Origin of the sequence: Acinetobacter sp. YH16038 (assembly GCF_013417275.1) — a bacterium.
Classification (GTDB): Bacteria; Pseudomonadota; Gammaproteobacteria; order Pseudomonadales; family Moraxellaceae; genus Acinetobacter.
The window spans coordinates 1-13,616 of record NZ_VPEG01000047.1 but is presented as its reverse complement, the minus strand read 5'-3'; the positions used below and the strand labels follow the sequence as shown (position 1 = coordinate 13,616).

The following is a 13,616-nucleotide window of genomic DNA, read 5'->3' as shown; positions in this document are numbered from 1 at the left end:
TTCGCTAACTGCGTTTGAAGTGCCTCTATTTGCTCCGTATAGCTCGCTGTTAGCGTTTTTATTGCTTGGGGTGATAGAAACCCTAGCTCGGTCAAAATCGAGCTTAGGTGCGATTCTATGGTTGTTGTCGTCTGCTGTACTTTGCGTAAAAGCGTGGTGTTGTTGATTATAGGCTTCTCGCTTTGCTCTATAAGTTGCTCGAAGTTGCTCAGCGTCTGTGAGAGCTGCTGCAAGCTCACTTGCAGTTGGTCGGCTTTCTGCTGCTGCTCTGAGATGCTCTGAATAAGATCCAATTTCGAAGTTTTCATGATAGAAATCACCTTTTATTCGATGTTTTTTGCCGTTGTTGAGAGTGACCGTTAGAGACTCTTTATTTGGTTTTATCGAGTCGACTCCATCTAGTTGTTTGATACAGGTGATTATTTCCGCTCTATTTTTTGCTGTGTTGGTTTTTAAGAGGGTTTTCACGTAATTATCAATTGCTTTGTAAAATTGCTTTTTGGGCAAGGTTTCTAGCTCTTTGCTTGAGAGTATTTTTTTTGCTTGAGCATTAAGCTTGGCAACGTGGTTCGGCTCTTGTGTCGTGTGCATTAGCAGCAAATCGTCAGGGCGTGACCACTGGTATTTTGTGTTGAAGTAATCCCGTAATGAGTCGAAATGTTTCTCATGCCCTGGGGGCGCAATGTTGAGTGATTTTCCACTCTGTAAATCAAGGCGTGGTACTAAAACATGAATATGCTTTGAGCCATCATCATCCGTATGTTGAACGGCAAACAGATGATATTGAGATGGGTCTAACCCTGAGAAAGCATGTTGTTCAAAGTCGGTTAAAACCTCCCTGATCTGCTCGTCTGTAGGGGCATCATCCTTTGACCAAGCAATCACGCCACTGGTGTATTTCCACAGATGGGGGCTTGCATCACAAATGGCGTTAAATGTGGTTGCATCACCTCTTAAAACTTCAATGCCTGCACGCACATTGCCCATGTGATCAAACTTATCGAGTAAGTATGCCGATGCTTTGGCAGCATTGCCTTTGCCATGATTCAAAAATTTAATATGCACTTTCATCATCCTCAGCCAGTTGTACTGAAGACAACTGCTTTTTTAAGCGTTCAGGGCTTTGCCGACTAATTTTAGGTAAGGCAGGGAAGACTTTTTCTAGCTCGGTTTGAATGCCTTTTAAAACAAGCAACATGTTAAAAATATTTAGTTTGCGTTGTTCTTGAGGATCTGCGTTCTTGATGATATTCAACGCTCGTGCAATTTGGTTTATGTTGTTGCCGATTCTTGATAGCTCTAGCAATACATTCGGATCAGTCTTTTGATAGCGTTTGACTACCTCAATCACTGTTTTAATTTTTGTTCTTGTGGGTTTTATTTCGTCTTTGGTTTGTTGAACGGTAATCACATCTTGCATGACTTCACGCTCGATTAATGAATGAATGAAGTCAGTGAAACTTGTATTTTCCTTTTGCAGGTGTTGCTCCAGTTGCTCAAACTGGAGCTGTGTGAGTCTAAATTTTTTTGTTTTATTTTTTACCATTTCGTGTCTCGTTAAGAGCTTTTGCTTTTGGGGTCTTAGGGGTGAAACCCCTAACAAGTCCCTGAGTCCAAATTTTCGAAGAAAATTGTGGACACAGGTAGGCTTGCTTGTCGCATTGCCCCTTTTATTTAGAGCTTATTCTGTTTTGCAAAGATCAATAATTTTTTTCTTAGATAAGTCAATAAAAAGGTTTATATGGCATCAAAATGTGCTGAAGGTCATATATGTATTTTTTAGAATTCGGTTCAATGATTAATGCATTAAATTTTTTTTTCTGAAACATGCAGAAATTGAACCAATTTAAATCCGATTTTTTAAATTTTGCTACGCTCTGCTTGATTTACAGATTTTGTAGATTTCACAGGTGCGGGTGGATGGATTAGCGACGCTAGCGCACCATCGTGATTAAGTTGTTACTAGGGGATATTGGCAAAGCAACAGCGTGATGAGTAGTTCAGCTAAGCTTTAAATTGTATGTTGGGGAAACCCTCGCAGAGAAAAGCTGCTGTTCGGTTTGAGAACGTGCCAATGCGATGTGTAGATCGTAATCTCAGCCTGAAGAGAAAGTACACTTACTCTTTGCCGATCGACCGAGACGTGGCTCCGTCAGTCCGATAGATTTTCGGGAATACTTTAAGGGGGATAATTAGCCCCTTTAAGGGTAAGTATGGCCGAAATTCCCTCAACGTTCACCGTCTGCCGATAGGCAGACTGAAGGGGAACGTTGAGGGAATGAGAGCATTTAGTTAAGAACAATAGTTCTGTTTAAAAAAGTTGATACAAGTATGAAAGTAATTACAAGAGTTTTAATTTTTATTATGAATAGGCACTAATTTTATATGTACTTTTAGGTCTAGAGTTTTTGACTTCGCATAAGGTGTATTATGTTAATTTTAGAGAAACTACTAAATTATATTGAGTTGTAAATAGTTGAAATTCCGTTAAGATATTTTGGATTAAATTCTATTCCTAGATAGCATTCGTGTTGACTCATCTCTCCAAAAAACTTTGGTTTTGTTTTCTTATGGTTTTTGCCATAGGATGGAGTAGTGTGTCTGTTGCATCAGTAAAGATAATGCATATCAATATTCAAACTGAAATGAGCCAAGATCATTGTTTAGATCAAGCACAGCAAGTCACTCAACATGGTATTAATCACGAAGTACAAACGAATACCGATTGCCATAATCATTTAGCTATTAATCAGAATATAGATCACAAAAAGTGTCAGGAATGTTCTAGCTTATCCTGCCAGACACAGATCTCATGTCTTCATTCTTTGCAAAGCTCGCTAGATCCCCTAGATACCTTCTATTCTATAGATCAGCCTAATTTTTATTACCTCAACCAATATCTAAATGGGTATTGGCAAGAAATTTCACGTCCTCCTAAAACTTAACCAATTTTTTTTAAAAATTTATTTATTTTTCAAAAACTAAGGTTAAGTTATGTCTCATAAAATTAGTTCGTACCTATTAGCAGGTATTTGTTTTGCATCGTCGCCTTTGGTTTTTGCCGAAGTGCGTGAATATCAGCTTGTTATTGATGAAGCAGTGGTCAGCCCAACTGGAAAGCCTGTAAAGCGCATTACCGTAAATGGTCAATTTCCTGCGCCTTTGCTTGAGTTTGAAGAGGGTGATGAAGCCATCATTCGCGTGAAAAATAATTTAAAAAACCAAGATTCTTCTATTCATTGGCACGGACTGTTGTTGCCGGGCATTATGGATGGTGTACCAGGATTTAATGGTTTTAACGGTATTAAGCCTCAAAGCGAGTATGTTTATAAATTCAAGATTCGCCAAAGCGGGACTTATTGGTATCACGCTCATTCTAAAGGACAGGAACAAGACGGCTTATATGGTTCTTTTGTGATTTATCCAAAAGGTAAAACACCATTGGCAGCACATGAAAAAGCTGAACGTGACTATGTGGTGATGTTGTCAGATTTTCATGAAAAAACCAGTGATCAAATTCAGAAAGATCTTAAAATTTCAGCTGAATATTATCAAGATCAGCGTGAAACCTTGGGTGATGTTTGGAAGCAGGTTAAACGTGATGGCATAAAAGCGACATGGTCTGACCGCAAAATGTGGAATCAGATGCGTATGCTAAAAACCGACATGTCGGATGTTACAGGTTATACCTTCCTCATTAATGGCAAAACACCTGAACAAAATTGGACAGGAATGTTTAAACCGAATGAAAAAATTCGCCTACGTTTTGTGAATGCATCTGCGATGTCTTTCTACGATGTCCGTATTCCTAACTTGAAAATGACTGTGGTTAGTGCTGATGGTCAGCCTGTGAAACCCATTTCTGTAGATGAATTCCGTATTGGTACGGCTGAAACTTATGATGTGATTGTGGAGCCAAAAGGTGGACATTATCAAATTGAAGCTGAGTCAATTGACCGTTCAGGTTATGCGATTGGTACGCTACACAATGAACTAAATCCTGTGACACACGGCATGCATATGCCTCAGCCACGTCCACGCTCGCTTTTGACTATGGAAGATATGGGACATGGTGGTGGTGATCATTCAGGAATGGATCATTCGAAAATGAACCATGGCGATATGAAAGGCACGGATCATTCACAGCATAGCGCAGTAAAACCGCAAAAAAATGATCAAGTGGTTTATGGTTGGGCAAATGCCTCTACACCTGCAGGTAATAAAGCTTTGCAATATAGCGATTTAAAATCGTTAGAGCCGCAAAAAGATACTCGTGAAGCCAGCAGTGAATTGGTCGTGCGTTTGGGCGGTACTATGGAACGTTATATTTGGACCATTAACGGTAAAAAATTTAGTGATGCTGAGCCGTTAAAAGTGAAATATGGCGAGCGTATTCGTATCAAATTTATTAATGACAGTATGATGGCGCACCCGATGCATTTACACGGTATGTTTATGCAGCTGGAGAATGGTCAAAAGTCGGTAGATATGCCAAATAAACACACATTGATCGTACCACCGGGTAAAACAGTTACGGCTTTATTAACTGCGGATGAATTGGGTGAATGGGCAATCCATTGTCATTTGTTGTATCACATGAGTGCGGGGATGATGAACAAGTTAATCGTGGCGAATGTTAGCGATGAACAAGTATCTACAATGCCAATTCAAGGTACAAATTCGACTCAAACTCACGAAGTAACTGAGCAAAAAGGAGCTGAACATGCACATCACTAATTTTGTATTGAAAGCGATTTTTTCTGTTGCGGTATTGAGTTTAACGACCTTAAGTGTGGCGCACGAAGGGCATCATTCAACTACTCAGAATAATGGGAAAAATATGCCATCAATGAATCATCAAGCCATGTCTGAGATGAATCATGCACAACATCAGGCAACATCTACGGTTAATCATTTACATCATGTACCAGATGCGAATACTCAGCAGAGTTCGCATTATGATCATCGCTCAGAACACGGTGCGCAAATTTATGCGATTACGACGGTGGATAATAAGTGGTTTGTCAATGAAGATGGCACAGGCGGTTTAAAGTCAGAGTTTGAAACCCGTATTGGCACAGATGAAAATAAGGTTTTTATTAAAGTTCATGCCGATAAAGAAGAATCGCATGATGCACATTATGATGCCAAACTTTTATATAGCCGTATGATTTCAGACTTTTGGGATGCACAGATTGGTGCACGTTATCGCAGTGAAAAAGTTGAACTCGATGATCATCGCAAAGATACCGAAGAAAATGTTGATGCAGTGATTGGCTTACATGGTATGGCACCATATTTCTTTGAAACTGATGCTTATCTCTATGCAGGAGAAGACAGTTATGCGGGCTTTAGTCTAGAAACGGAACGTGATTTTCTGATTACCCAAAAGTTGATTATTCAAACTTATTTAGAGTTGGATGCGATCTTTAGTGATGACTCTAAATATGCGAAAAAAACTGGTTTAAGCAGTGCAACCGCAGGGCTTGAAACTCGCTATGAAATCAGTAAAAAGATCATGCCGTATATCGACATTGCCTATGAGTATTCAAAAGGTAATGATGAAACGTCGTGGCAAATAGAATCAAACTCTGAGAAAGGTTGGTTATATGGAGCTGGTGTTAGATTTAGATTTTAATGATTACTAAATAGCTTTATTTAAATAAAACTCTAGCTTAATGTGGTCGGAAGCAAAATGTTAACTTATTTTGCTCCCTCCCATTTAACATAATAGAGCTTATGCGAAATGCAAGCAAAATAATGATTTAAAATCAATAACTTAAGAATTTTCACCCACCCTGAAAAACAGAAAAAAACCGACTGTGAAACATGTCGGTTTCTTTTTGAGCATATTTGTCATTTTTTGCCTATAAAATTGATTAAAAAACGATCAAAAACCGCAATTCCCTATAAGATATATGCCTTTTAAGATCAAATTCATCCCCAATTTCTGCGGACAACTTTCGGGATAAGTTTTAATCAATTTTGTAAGCCTTGGCTCACATTCATTCAGGTATTTTGCGTCTATACCAATCGCCCTCAATTTTCTATGATGAACACATAGAGAGCAGGATGCTCCAGATAACAATAAGAAACCGTAGCAATGGAATATGCAGGTACGACAGGAGTTATACCAACGCATCAAATACGTAAAAAAGCCCAACAGGATGTTGGGCTTTTTTATGTCTTGAATTTGGATTTCGTATAAGAGATTTTATGTTAAATGACTTAAATTTTTGGAGGAGATAATGATGCCTAATAGTGAATATGAACAGGTGCATAGTAAATTAATTCAGATTATGGAAGATACTATTGATATTGCAGATATTTTGAATAAAAAAGATGCAAATAATGAGATGTTATCTGAGCAGTTACACAACCAAATGTTTGAACTAAGCAAAGCTATTCGTGAATTAAAGACTTTAAGTCAAAAGTAAATTTATACGAATCAAAAAATGGGAGCCTTTAGCTCCCATTTTTACTATATTTTTTAAGTTTTTAGGCATGTTGTACTGTCAGTTTTAAGCCTAAAGCATTCACTACACGATTAATCGTATCAAAACGTGGTGCTGAATCCTGACGTAGGGCTTTGTAAAGTGCTTCACGTCCAATCCCTGCTTCTTTAGCGATTTGAGTCATGCCACGAGCTTTAGCAATTACGCCAAGAGCATGAGCTAATTCAGCTGGATCATTTTCCTCAAGAACCATGTTGAGATACATCACAATGTCTTCTTCAGTTTTGAGTGACTCAGCCATATCAAAACTTGGTAAATCAGCGACTTTAACCATTTTAATCCTCCAATGTTTTCGATAATTTGACTGCACGATCGATGTCTTGTTGTTGAGTCGATTTATCTCCTCCACCAAGCATTACAATCACTACATCACCATGTTGGATGTAATACATTCTCCATCCAGCACCGAAGAATTCTCTCATTTCCCAAACGCCATCTTGGAGAGGTTTAATATCTCCCCAGTTTCCACGTTGAACCTTATCTAATCTACGATTTAGGCGAATACGGGTCATATTGTCTTTAATGCCATCCAACCATTCATCAAATTCTGGCAGACGTTTAATTTCAATCATGAGGATTCCTTATCTTCTCACTATATTGTATTCGATCGAATACAATATGCAAGTAATCTATACGAACATCCATTAATTTCGTATAACAGCCATTATGTTAAATAGGAACCTTAGAACAATAGAAAATTATAATTTCATTGCCATAAGGAAGAATATACTTACAATCCTACGTTCGTTTGTAAAGCAATTTGCTGTGAAGCTAATTCAAGTGCTTTAGATTTCCCTAATGGTTTAATATCAGTGCCTTCAGCATATATAAAATCTACCTTATCAATACCAATTAATCCTAATACTGCTATTAAATATGCTGTAACAGCATCTGTTGGAAGATCTTGATGAAAACCACCACGTGAACTAAAGATAATTGATTTAACACCTTTAATTAATCCTACGGGTGCGGTTTCTGTATATTGAAAAGTTACTCGTGCTCGTGCAATTAAGTCGAACCAGTTTTTTAATTGGGTTGGTACATTTAAGTTATACATTGGTGCTGCAATCAATAATAGATCACAATCTTTCAGCTCTTGAATAAATTGATCAGAGAGAGCTACTGCTGCTTTTACCTCAGGTTTTTCATTCGCCTCTCCACGTAAGGCATTAAATATCTCTAAGTTTAATACTGGTAAGTTCATAGCTCCTAGATCATGTTCAATTATTTGGTCAACATAACCACTTTGCTTACGTCTATATAAATATTTATTAATGAGCTGATTACTTAGAGATTTTTCCTGCATAAAACTAGATTTGATAACTAAAATTCTGTTCATAGTAAGGTTCCTAATATGAATTTTAATTAGATTATCATTGATAAATTGGATACAAAAGTGATAATAAATCAACTCATTGATTCCCAATTGGAACTAATATGCGTGTTAATGATCTGAAAAGTTTGATGGCATTTATTAGTGTTGTTGAACAAGGAAGTTTTACTAAAGCATCAGAAAAATTACATCTGACTCGTTCCGCTGTCAGTAAGATGATTTCAAAGCTTGAGGTACAGCTCGGAGTAGTACTTTTTAACAGAGATACACGTCATTTAGCTCTCACAGAAGAAGGTAGTATTTTCTATGAACATAGCCAGCGGGCTGTACAAGAATTATTAATAGCTGAGACATTATTTGAAAGTAATAATCAAAATATTCAGGGAATGATACGTATCTCTATGCCTGTATTATTTGGACAAAAGTTCATTGTTCCGATATTAAGAGACTTAGCAGATGAACATCAAAATTTGAATATGGTTCTTTCTTTTAATGATCGTTATATTGATTTAATTGAAGATAATTATGACCTAGTGATAAGAATTGGTAATTTAGAAGATAATAGTCAATTAATGGTTAAAAAGATTTCTGAGCATGCAATGTGGCTCTGTGCCACACCTGAATATTTAAAAAGATACCAGGTTCCTGAGAGCATCAAAGATTTAGATAACCATCAGACTATTGGATATTTGAAAAATGGGCAGCTTGAAAAGTGGATATTTCAAAGTTCTCATCATAAAACTATAAAATATTTGCCAAAAAATAAAGTTCAAATGGATGACATAAAAAGCATATTAGATTATGTACTAATGCATGGAGGAATTGGTTGGTTACCTTCCTGGTTGATTCAAGAATATATACAAAGTGGTCAATTAATACACCTACTTACTAACTATTCAAGTACTAACTATCCTATTCAAATTGTATGGAAAAGATCAAATTTCTTACCAATACGTGTTCGTACTACCATTGATAAAATAGCTTCATCAATACAAAAAGATAGCGTCATTAAATAAGATTTATAAGAGAGGAATTCTAAATTGATAGTAATACAAAATCTTTCTAGTTTAATTTTTAAACACGGATTTATTAAGCTTTCCTAAAATTAACATAATACACGTTATGCGAAATTAGAAAAATGAGTTTATTGCACTGATATTTATCTGTTTTTTAAATTTTAGACCTGGGTTGGTGCCCAGGTTTTTTTATTGCGTATAACAGCCATTATGTTAAAGGGGAGGTATATTTGAATTAAATATGCCTATAAAGTTAATAGCTATCAATCATTGTTTGCTGAATAAGCCTTTAAAAGTAGGTTTATGCACCTAAGTTATTGTAAATAAAAAGATGTTCGTATTTTCAGTATTCTAACAATAGACTATAGTTGATTCTTTTAAACTAGGAATTACCATGAACCGATTTAAGACCTCTTTTTTAGTTATTTCTTTGGGTCTTACTTTAACTGCCTGCGGCGGCGGCAGTGATGGTGCATCGAGCTCTACAGGGAATGGTGCATCGAGCTCTACAGGGAATGGTACATCGAGCTCTACAGGGAACAGCGGCACCACACCAGATACTTCTACTGGTTCAGTATTGGAAAAATTGAATCCATCACAATCCTACAATATTATTTTTGACTACCCTAATTCTTCTGGTGCATCAAGACTTGATTCTGTAAAACAAAATGCCGATGGTATTATCACCGAATTTGGTGATTACAAAATTACAGGAGATATTGTTGCGAAAGAAATTGCTGGAAATAAAAACTTTACGATTGCTCGTGTAACCAAAGGAATTTTTAATTATGAAAAAGATGGGGAAATAAAATCAACAGATATTTCCAAATATAGCAATGCTTCTTATTTTTATTTTGCATTTACCCCAATCATTACTAAGCGTATTTCTGCCCAAACCAAACAAATTAACTGTACTGATGTTAATGCTACTCAAGCAAAAGTGACCAATAGTGGCCAATTTGAAAACTTTATTTCTCCATCCATTCATAATGGAAGTATTACCTTAAATCCTAACGGCAATATCGACGTTAAATTTACTGCAAAAAATGGCAGTGATGAAACTACCTTTGCTTCATCAATGAGATGGGTTGATTCATTCAATAACTATAGCAGCTATAACTTATTGGGTATCGTAGGACAACAAGGTGAATCAAATCAGATCGGTACATTTAACATAGCTGATAATGGACCAAATAGCCTAGTACTTGGTGCAATTTACCGTATGACTTTGAGCAATAATGGTAACTATCAAGGTGCTGTTTCTATGGTATGTAATTATTAATATAGCTTGATTGAAGTGTCATGCGCCTTAATCTTTATGTATTTTTTTAAATTTAAGACCTAGGCAGTGCCTAGGTTTTTTTTTATTTCGTATAACAGCCATTATGTTAAATAAGTGCCTGACTTTATTGATAAGGTTAAACATTAGCAGTTAGAAAGGGTTTTCAAAAAGAATGGTAAATCGCCCAAAAATTATAAAAGTAGGAATTTTGCTTGTAGGTCTATGTTTAATTCTGATCTTTAATTCATATAAACAGAAATTGAATTATGACAATGAAATGGCAAAACAGACAACGATACTTTTCTTAAATTCACTTGCTAAACATGATCGAAAATCAGCAATCAAATATGTTTGGCCTGATGCGCAATTATATGAAGACTTAAAAAGTCCTGAAAGATTTCTTTCTTTCAAAGACTCAAAAATTTTAGAAATAATAAGAATTAATGATGATTCAGCGGAAAGTAGACCTGAGTATTATCAAGAATTTTATAAAATTATTTCAGTGATGGTAAAAGTTAAAATCGTGCATATAGATGATGCTGGCAGTCCAGTAGGTGACTATATTTTATTTATTACTCTTGTGAAAAAATCTCCTCAATCTGATTGGCTAATTACAGGATTGGGTAGTGGGCCTTAAGCTAATAATTATTTATTTTCCCTAAAATTAACATAATACACCTTATGCGAAATGCGTTATAATTATCTATAGAAATCAATGCTGTAGTTTCTAGTTGATAGCCCGAACATCCCTGTTCGGGCTTTTTTTATCTTTTTTAGTGTTCCACGCTTAATAAATAAGCAATGTTCCACGATTTTATTCAGTTTTAATAAACATCATCCGGTTTTTTGAGGAGTCATTATTTCAAGTGCTTGCACTGAAATTGGCTCTTCAAAAAACTGGAGTCTTGGCTAACCATATGGAAGGAAAAAGCGGCTTAGGAAGCCTCTCTTCTTCTGTTCTGGTTCAACATGCTCCGGGATAGGAATACGCTTATTGTCTTGCTGAGGAGTAGTCAATTCGTCATAGTTCGTTGCTAGTTCCGACCGAGGATCCGTTGCTATATCCTGTTTAAAGCTCTGATCGGTAAAGGTAGTCATATTGGCTTTTGGTGCTTCTAGTAAGCGCTGCATAGCTTCAATCTGTTCTTGATAAAACGATTCACGTTCTAAAGATTGATTTTCTCTCTGTATTGCCTGATTTAATTGTTTTTCCAGTATGTCAACTTGACGTTTTAGTAAGTCAACTTCTGTCAAGTTTTGACTGTTAATTGATTGACTTTGATTGACTGTATCCTCTTTTTTTTGTGGTTCCCCAAAAACTCTTAGGGCCTCTGAAAAGTCAATTAATCCATCAGATCCTTTAGATAAATTTCCTTTGTTTATATGTGCATATATGGCTTGTCTTGAATATCCATAAAGCTTAGCTAACTCTGAAACTGACAGTTTTTTCATTATGTAAACCAGTTTTCAACTTGTGTTAATACCTGACTGTTAACTTAACAATTTCAATTAACAATGTCATTGAAATCCTAATTTTCTGAGTAAAGGAAGTAATTCCTTAAATTTCTCTGCATCTTGCAGCATGGCAGCTATACGTACAGCAAACTGCTGATAGCTTTCTGTGCCTTGTGAATATTTACTCATCTCAGGAAGCTCTGAGAGCTTGTTGGCGAATAGATGGCGTTGTTTATCTGTTATTTTTGAAAAGAGGTCTAATGTATTCGGATCTCTTTTAGATTCGACTGAATGCGTGGCTGATTTTTTCTGTTTAAAGCTAAATGAAAAACCAGTAATAGATCTACCTGTTTTATGCTGTTCAACTTTGACAATAATATCGGTATGTTCATTTACTTGTTTTAATGCAATGTCTAAAACATATTTTTTAAAATCATACATTCGTTTGTATTCAGTCTCGAGTACACCTATTTTTTGTCTAAAATCATACATAGTTATGAGAGGCGTTTTTCCAGTACTACGCCATGCAATCAATATTTCATATAAACGAACAGCATAAGCACTTGTTAAATTACTTATTTGTTGTATTTCATACTTTGTAAATTGTTCTTCTAACCTAGTAATTAAAGGCACAATAGCAGGGGCAAAAATAAGTCTAACGACAGCTTCATTATCAATATAAGCCACCTCGCTCACCCATCTTGATTTGTGATTAATAGTGTTACCTTTTTCACTAAGACTCTGATAACTGAATTGTCTTGCAAACAAGTCATCGCAAGCATCTTTTAACGCCTGATAAGCCGTATTTCGATGTACACCAAACTGATTAATATAACTTTCAGCATGAACTGTTAGTGGATCATTAGCATTTATCCCTTTACCCGATTCCCTTGCTTCAACAATAGCTAGGAGAATTAACCTCTGTTCAACTAGATCGAGGTTATAACTGGCATTGATTAAGGCGTTATCTTTAACAACTAGTTCTGTTTTCATATGAAAAGATTATATTTTTAATTCAATAAGACGAGGTTATATAATTATCTCGCTTAATGCAAGGTAAACCTCGTTTTAATGCAAGGTAAACCTCGTTTTAATGCAAGGTAAACCTCGTTTTAATGCAAGGTAAACCTCGTTTTAATATCTCTAGAACCATTATGAATAAAGGATTACAGCTTAATTAAAAGCATTTAAAAGCTTAAAAATAATTAAAAGCCCAGGGAGTAAAAAATTGCCCTTGGTTTTCGCTTCGCTCAAACTCTATTGAATCTCGCTTTCGCTCGATTCGTCGGGGCAATTTTTGGTTCATATTTTCGTGAATTTGAGAAAAAGCAAAAGCAAGATCAAAAGCAGCTCGGAATTCGCTTCGCTCATGAGCTTTTTTTCTCGCTACGCTCGGTTTAGGAATCAAATTTGGAAAGTTCGCACCCATGCGGGATGCTCTGAAAAGCAGGTGATTGATGGATAGGGAGCTTGTAATCAGGGAAAGGAATGGGCAAATTTTCTCAGTTCGCTCGTAGACACTCGCTCTGTTTAGCGACTCATGCCACGAGATTTCATTTTAGGCGCATGTTGCTGTGCTTTGAGCTGTTGTTCCTGTCTGAGTTTCATCTGTTGTTCTGCTTTGATCTCATCCACACATTTTTTAATGACTTGATAGGATGGGTATAGAGTCTGGTATTGCTTGGCTTTGGCTGGATGTTGTTGTTGGTACTGCTTCCAGGCATGTTCTTTGAATTTGTCATTTTCCAATAAATCCTTCACACCATGTTTTTTCTGGTGTTCATGCTGACCTTTCAGCTTTTTGTGCTCCTGGTAAATCGCATCACGTTGGGCTTCCCAGGCTTTTTTTCCAAACAGTAAGGGTTTGTTCTGAGTTAATTCGTTGTGTTGATCGACCAGGCTTTGCAATTTGTCATGACTTTGCTTGAGTCCGCTTTTCACGATCTCCTGGGCAAGCTGCTGATTGAACTCATTTTGATGTTTGTGGTGCTTGGTCAGGGTTATTTCGGCTTGTT

At 36.3% G+C, this 13,616-nt stretch carries 16 protein-coding genes; 7 read left to right on the top strand and 9 right to left on the bottom strand.

Annotated features, from left to right (window positions below; genetic code table 11):
• Positions 1-1,071: relaxase/mobilization nuclease domain-containing protein (locus tag FTV34_RS15095; RefSeq protein ID WP_180070713.1), on the bottom strand; the 1,071-nt coding region annotated here is incomplete at its 3' end.
• Positions 1,055-1,546, bottom strand: a complete 492-nt coding sequence (mobC, locus tag FTV34_RS15090; RefSeq protein WP_035270222.1) for a plasmid mobilization relaxosome protein MobC — start codon at positions 1,544-1,546, stop codon at positions 1,055-1,057. The genes mobC and FTV34_RS15095, both read right to left, overlap by 17 nt.
• 1,051 nt (positions 1,547-2,597) lie before the next feature.
• Between mobC and FTV34_RS15085 the strand changes: the two genes are divergently transcribed.
• The 4 genes from FTV34_RS15085 (at position 2,598) to FTV34_RS15070 (ending at position 6,437) form a co-directional block, all read left to right on the top strand.
• The gene (locus tag FTV34_RS15085; RefSeq protein ID WP_179995747.1) at positions 2,598-2,945 is read left to right on the top strand and encodes a hypothetical protein; all 348 of its coding nucleotides are present in this window, start codon (positions 2,598-2,600) and stop codon (positions 2,943-2,945) included.
• 49 nt (positions 2,946-2,994) lie between these two features.
• Entirely contained in the window at positions 2,995-4,737 is a 1,743-nt protein-coding gene (locus FTV34_RS15080) for a multicopper oxidase domain-containing protein (RefSeq protein WP_179995748.1), read from the top strand.
• On the top strand, positions 4,724-5,638 hold the full coding sequence (locus FTV34_RS15075) for a copper resistance protein B (protein ID WP_179995749.1): 915 nt from the start codon (positions 4,724-4,726) through the stop codon (positions 5,636-5,638). Before FTV34_RS15080 ends, FTV34_RS15075 begins: the two co-directional genes overlap by 14 nt.
• Positions 5,639-6,251: 613 nt before the next feature.
• On the top strand, positions 6,252-6,437 hold the full coding sequence (locus FTV34_RS15070) for a hypothetical protein (protein ID WP_179996734.1): 186 nt from the start codon (positions 6,252-6,254) through the stop codon (positions 6,435-6,437).
• 61 nt (positions 6,438-6,498) lie between these two features.
• Here FTV34_RS15070 and FTV34_RS15065 read toward each other — a convergent pair whose 3' ends face one another.
• The 3 genes from FTV34_RS15065 to FTV34_RS15055 form a co-directional block, all read right to left on the bottom strand.
• Positions 6,499-6,789 carry an addiction module antidote protein gene (locus tag FTV34_RS15065; RefSeq protein ID WP_004969304.1) on the bottom strand — a complete coding sequence of 97 codons (291 nt, stop codon included), beginning with the start codon at positions 6,787-6,789 and terminating at the stop codon, positions 6,499-6,501.
• Position 6,790: 1 nt separating this feature from the next.
• Entirely contained in the window at positions 6,791-7,087 is a 297-nt protein-coding gene (locus FTV34_RS15060; protein WP_005175534.1) for a type II toxin-antitoxin system RelE/ParE family toxin, read from the bottom strand.
• A gap of 158 nt (positions 7,088-7,245) precedes the next feature.
• Positions 7,246-7,854 (bottom strand): FMN-dependent NADH-azoreductase, encoded by a 609-nt coding sequence (locus FTV34_RS15055; RefSeq protein ID WP_078194113.1) that lies wholly within the window; start codon positions 7,852-7,854, stop codon positions 7,246-7,248.
• Between the two features lie 98 nt (positions 7,855-7,952).
• On the opposite strand from FTV34_RS15055, the gene FTV34_RS15050 reads away from it, so the two are divergent.
• The 3 genes from FTV34_RS15050 to FTV34_RS15040 all read left to right on the top strand — a co-directional run bounded on the left by FTV34_RS15050 (position 7,953) and on the right by FTV34_RS15040 (position 10,783).
• Positions 7,953-8,864 (top strand): LysR family transcriptional regulator, encoded by a 912-nt coding sequence (locus tag FTV34_RS15050; protein WP_179996750.1) that lies wholly within the window; start codon positions 7,953-7,955, stop codon positions 8,862-8,864.
• Positions 8,865-9,258: 394 nt separating this feature from the next.
• Positions 9,259-10,146, top strand: coding sequence for a hypothetical protein (locus tag FTV34_RS15045; RefSeq protein ID WP_179995793.1), 888 nt, complete (start codon positions 9,259-9,261; stop codon positions 10,144-10,146).
• A gap of 277 nt (positions 10,147-10,423) precedes the next feature.
• A complete protein-coding gene (locus FTV34_RS15040) occupies positions 10,424-10,783 on the top strand; it encodes a DUF4829 domain-containing protein (protein WP_257222000.1) in 360 nt (119 codons plus the stop codon).
• A 272-nt stretch (positions 10,784-11,055) separates the two neighbouring features.
• Here FTV34_RS15040 and FTV34_RS15035 read toward each other — a convergent pair whose 3' ends face one another.
• From FTV34_RS15035 to FTV34_RS15020, 4 genes are all read right to left on the bottom strand, one after another.
• Complete coding sequence (locus FTV34_RS15035; protein ID WP_004896925.1) at positions 11,056-11,598, bottom strand: plasmid replication DNA-binding protein; 543 nt, start codon at positions 11,596-11,598, stop codon at positions 11,056-11,058.
• A 66-nt stretch (positions 11,599-11,664) separates the two neighbouring features.
• Complete coding sequence (gene repM / locus FTV34_RS15030; protein ID WP_068553070.1) at positions 11,665-12,594, bottom strand: replication initiation protein RepM; 930 nt, start codon at positions 12,592-12,594, stop codon at positions 11,665-11,667.
• Positions 12,595-12,796: 202 nt separating this feature from the next.
• Positions 12,797-13,030, bottom strand: a complete 234-nt coding sequence (locus FTV34_RS15025; RefSeq protein ID WP_068553069.1) for a hypothetical protein — start codon at positions 13,028-13,030, stop codon at positions 12,797-12,799.
• A gap of 101 nt (positions 13,031-13,131) precedes the next feature.
• A partial coding sequence (locus tag FTV34_RS15020) for a hypothetical protein (protein ID WP_180070711.1) occupies positions 13,132-13,616 on the bottom strand: 485 nt, incomplete at its 5' end.

What these genes read in the sequence shown, in the direction of transcription:
- mobC (WP_035270222.1), bottom strand. Translation starts at nt 1,546, where the DNA reads ATGGTAAAAAATAAAACAAAAAAATTTAGACTCACACAGCTCCAGTTT.
- FTV34_RS15080 (WP_179995748.1), top strand. Translation starts at nt 2,995, where the DNA reads ATGTCTCATAAAATTAGTTCGTACCTATTAGCAGGTATTTGTTTTGCA.
- FTV34_RS15075 (WP_179995749.1), top strand. Translation starts at nt 4,724, where the DNA reads ATGCACATCACTAATTTTGTATTGAAAGCGATTTTTTCTGTTGCGGTA.
- FTV34_RS15070 (WP_179996734.1), top strand. Translation starts at nt 6,252, where the DNA reads ATGCCTAATAGTGAATATGAACAGGTGCATAGTAAATTAATTCAGATT.
- FTV34_RS15065 (WP_004969304.1), bottom strand. Translation starts at nt 6,789, where the DNA reads ATGGTTAAAGTCGCTGATTTACCAAGTTTTGATATGGCTGAGTCACTC.
- FTV34_RS15060 (WP_005175534.1), bottom strand. Translation starts at nt 7,087, where the DNA reads ATGATTGAAATTAAACGTCTGCCAGAATTTGATGAATGGTTGGATGGC.
- FTV34_RS15055 (WP_078194113.1), bottom strand. Translation starts at nt 7,854, where the DNA reads ATGAACAGAATTTTAGTTATCAAATCTAGTTTTATGCAGGAAAAATCT.
- FTV34_RS15050 (WP_179996750.1), top strand. Translation starts at nt 7,953, where the DNA reads ATGCGTGTTAATGATCTGAAAAGTTTGATGGCATTTATTAGTGTTGTT.
- FTV34_RS15045 (WP_179995793.1), top strand. Translation starts at nt 9,259, where the DNA reads ATGAACCGATTTAAGACCTCTTTTTTAGTTATTTCTTTGGGTCTTACT.
- FTV34_RS15040 (WP_257222000.1), top strand. Translation starts at nt 10,424, where the DNA reads ATGGCAAAACAGACAACGATACTTTTCTTAAATTCACTTGCTAAACAT.
- FTV34_RS15035 (WP_004896925.1), bottom strand. Translation starts at nt 11,598, where the DNA reads ATGAAAAAACTGTCAGTTTCAGAGTTAGCTAAGCTTTATGGATATTCA.
- repM (WP_068553070.1), bottom strand. Translation starts at nt 12,594, where the DNA reads ATGAAAACAGAACTAGTTGTTAAAGATAACGCCTTAATCAATGCCAGT.
- FTV34_RS15025 (WP_068553069.1), bottom strand. Translation starts at nt 13,030, where the DNA reads ATGGGTGCGAACTTTCCAAATTTGATTCCTAAACCGAGCGTAGCGAGA.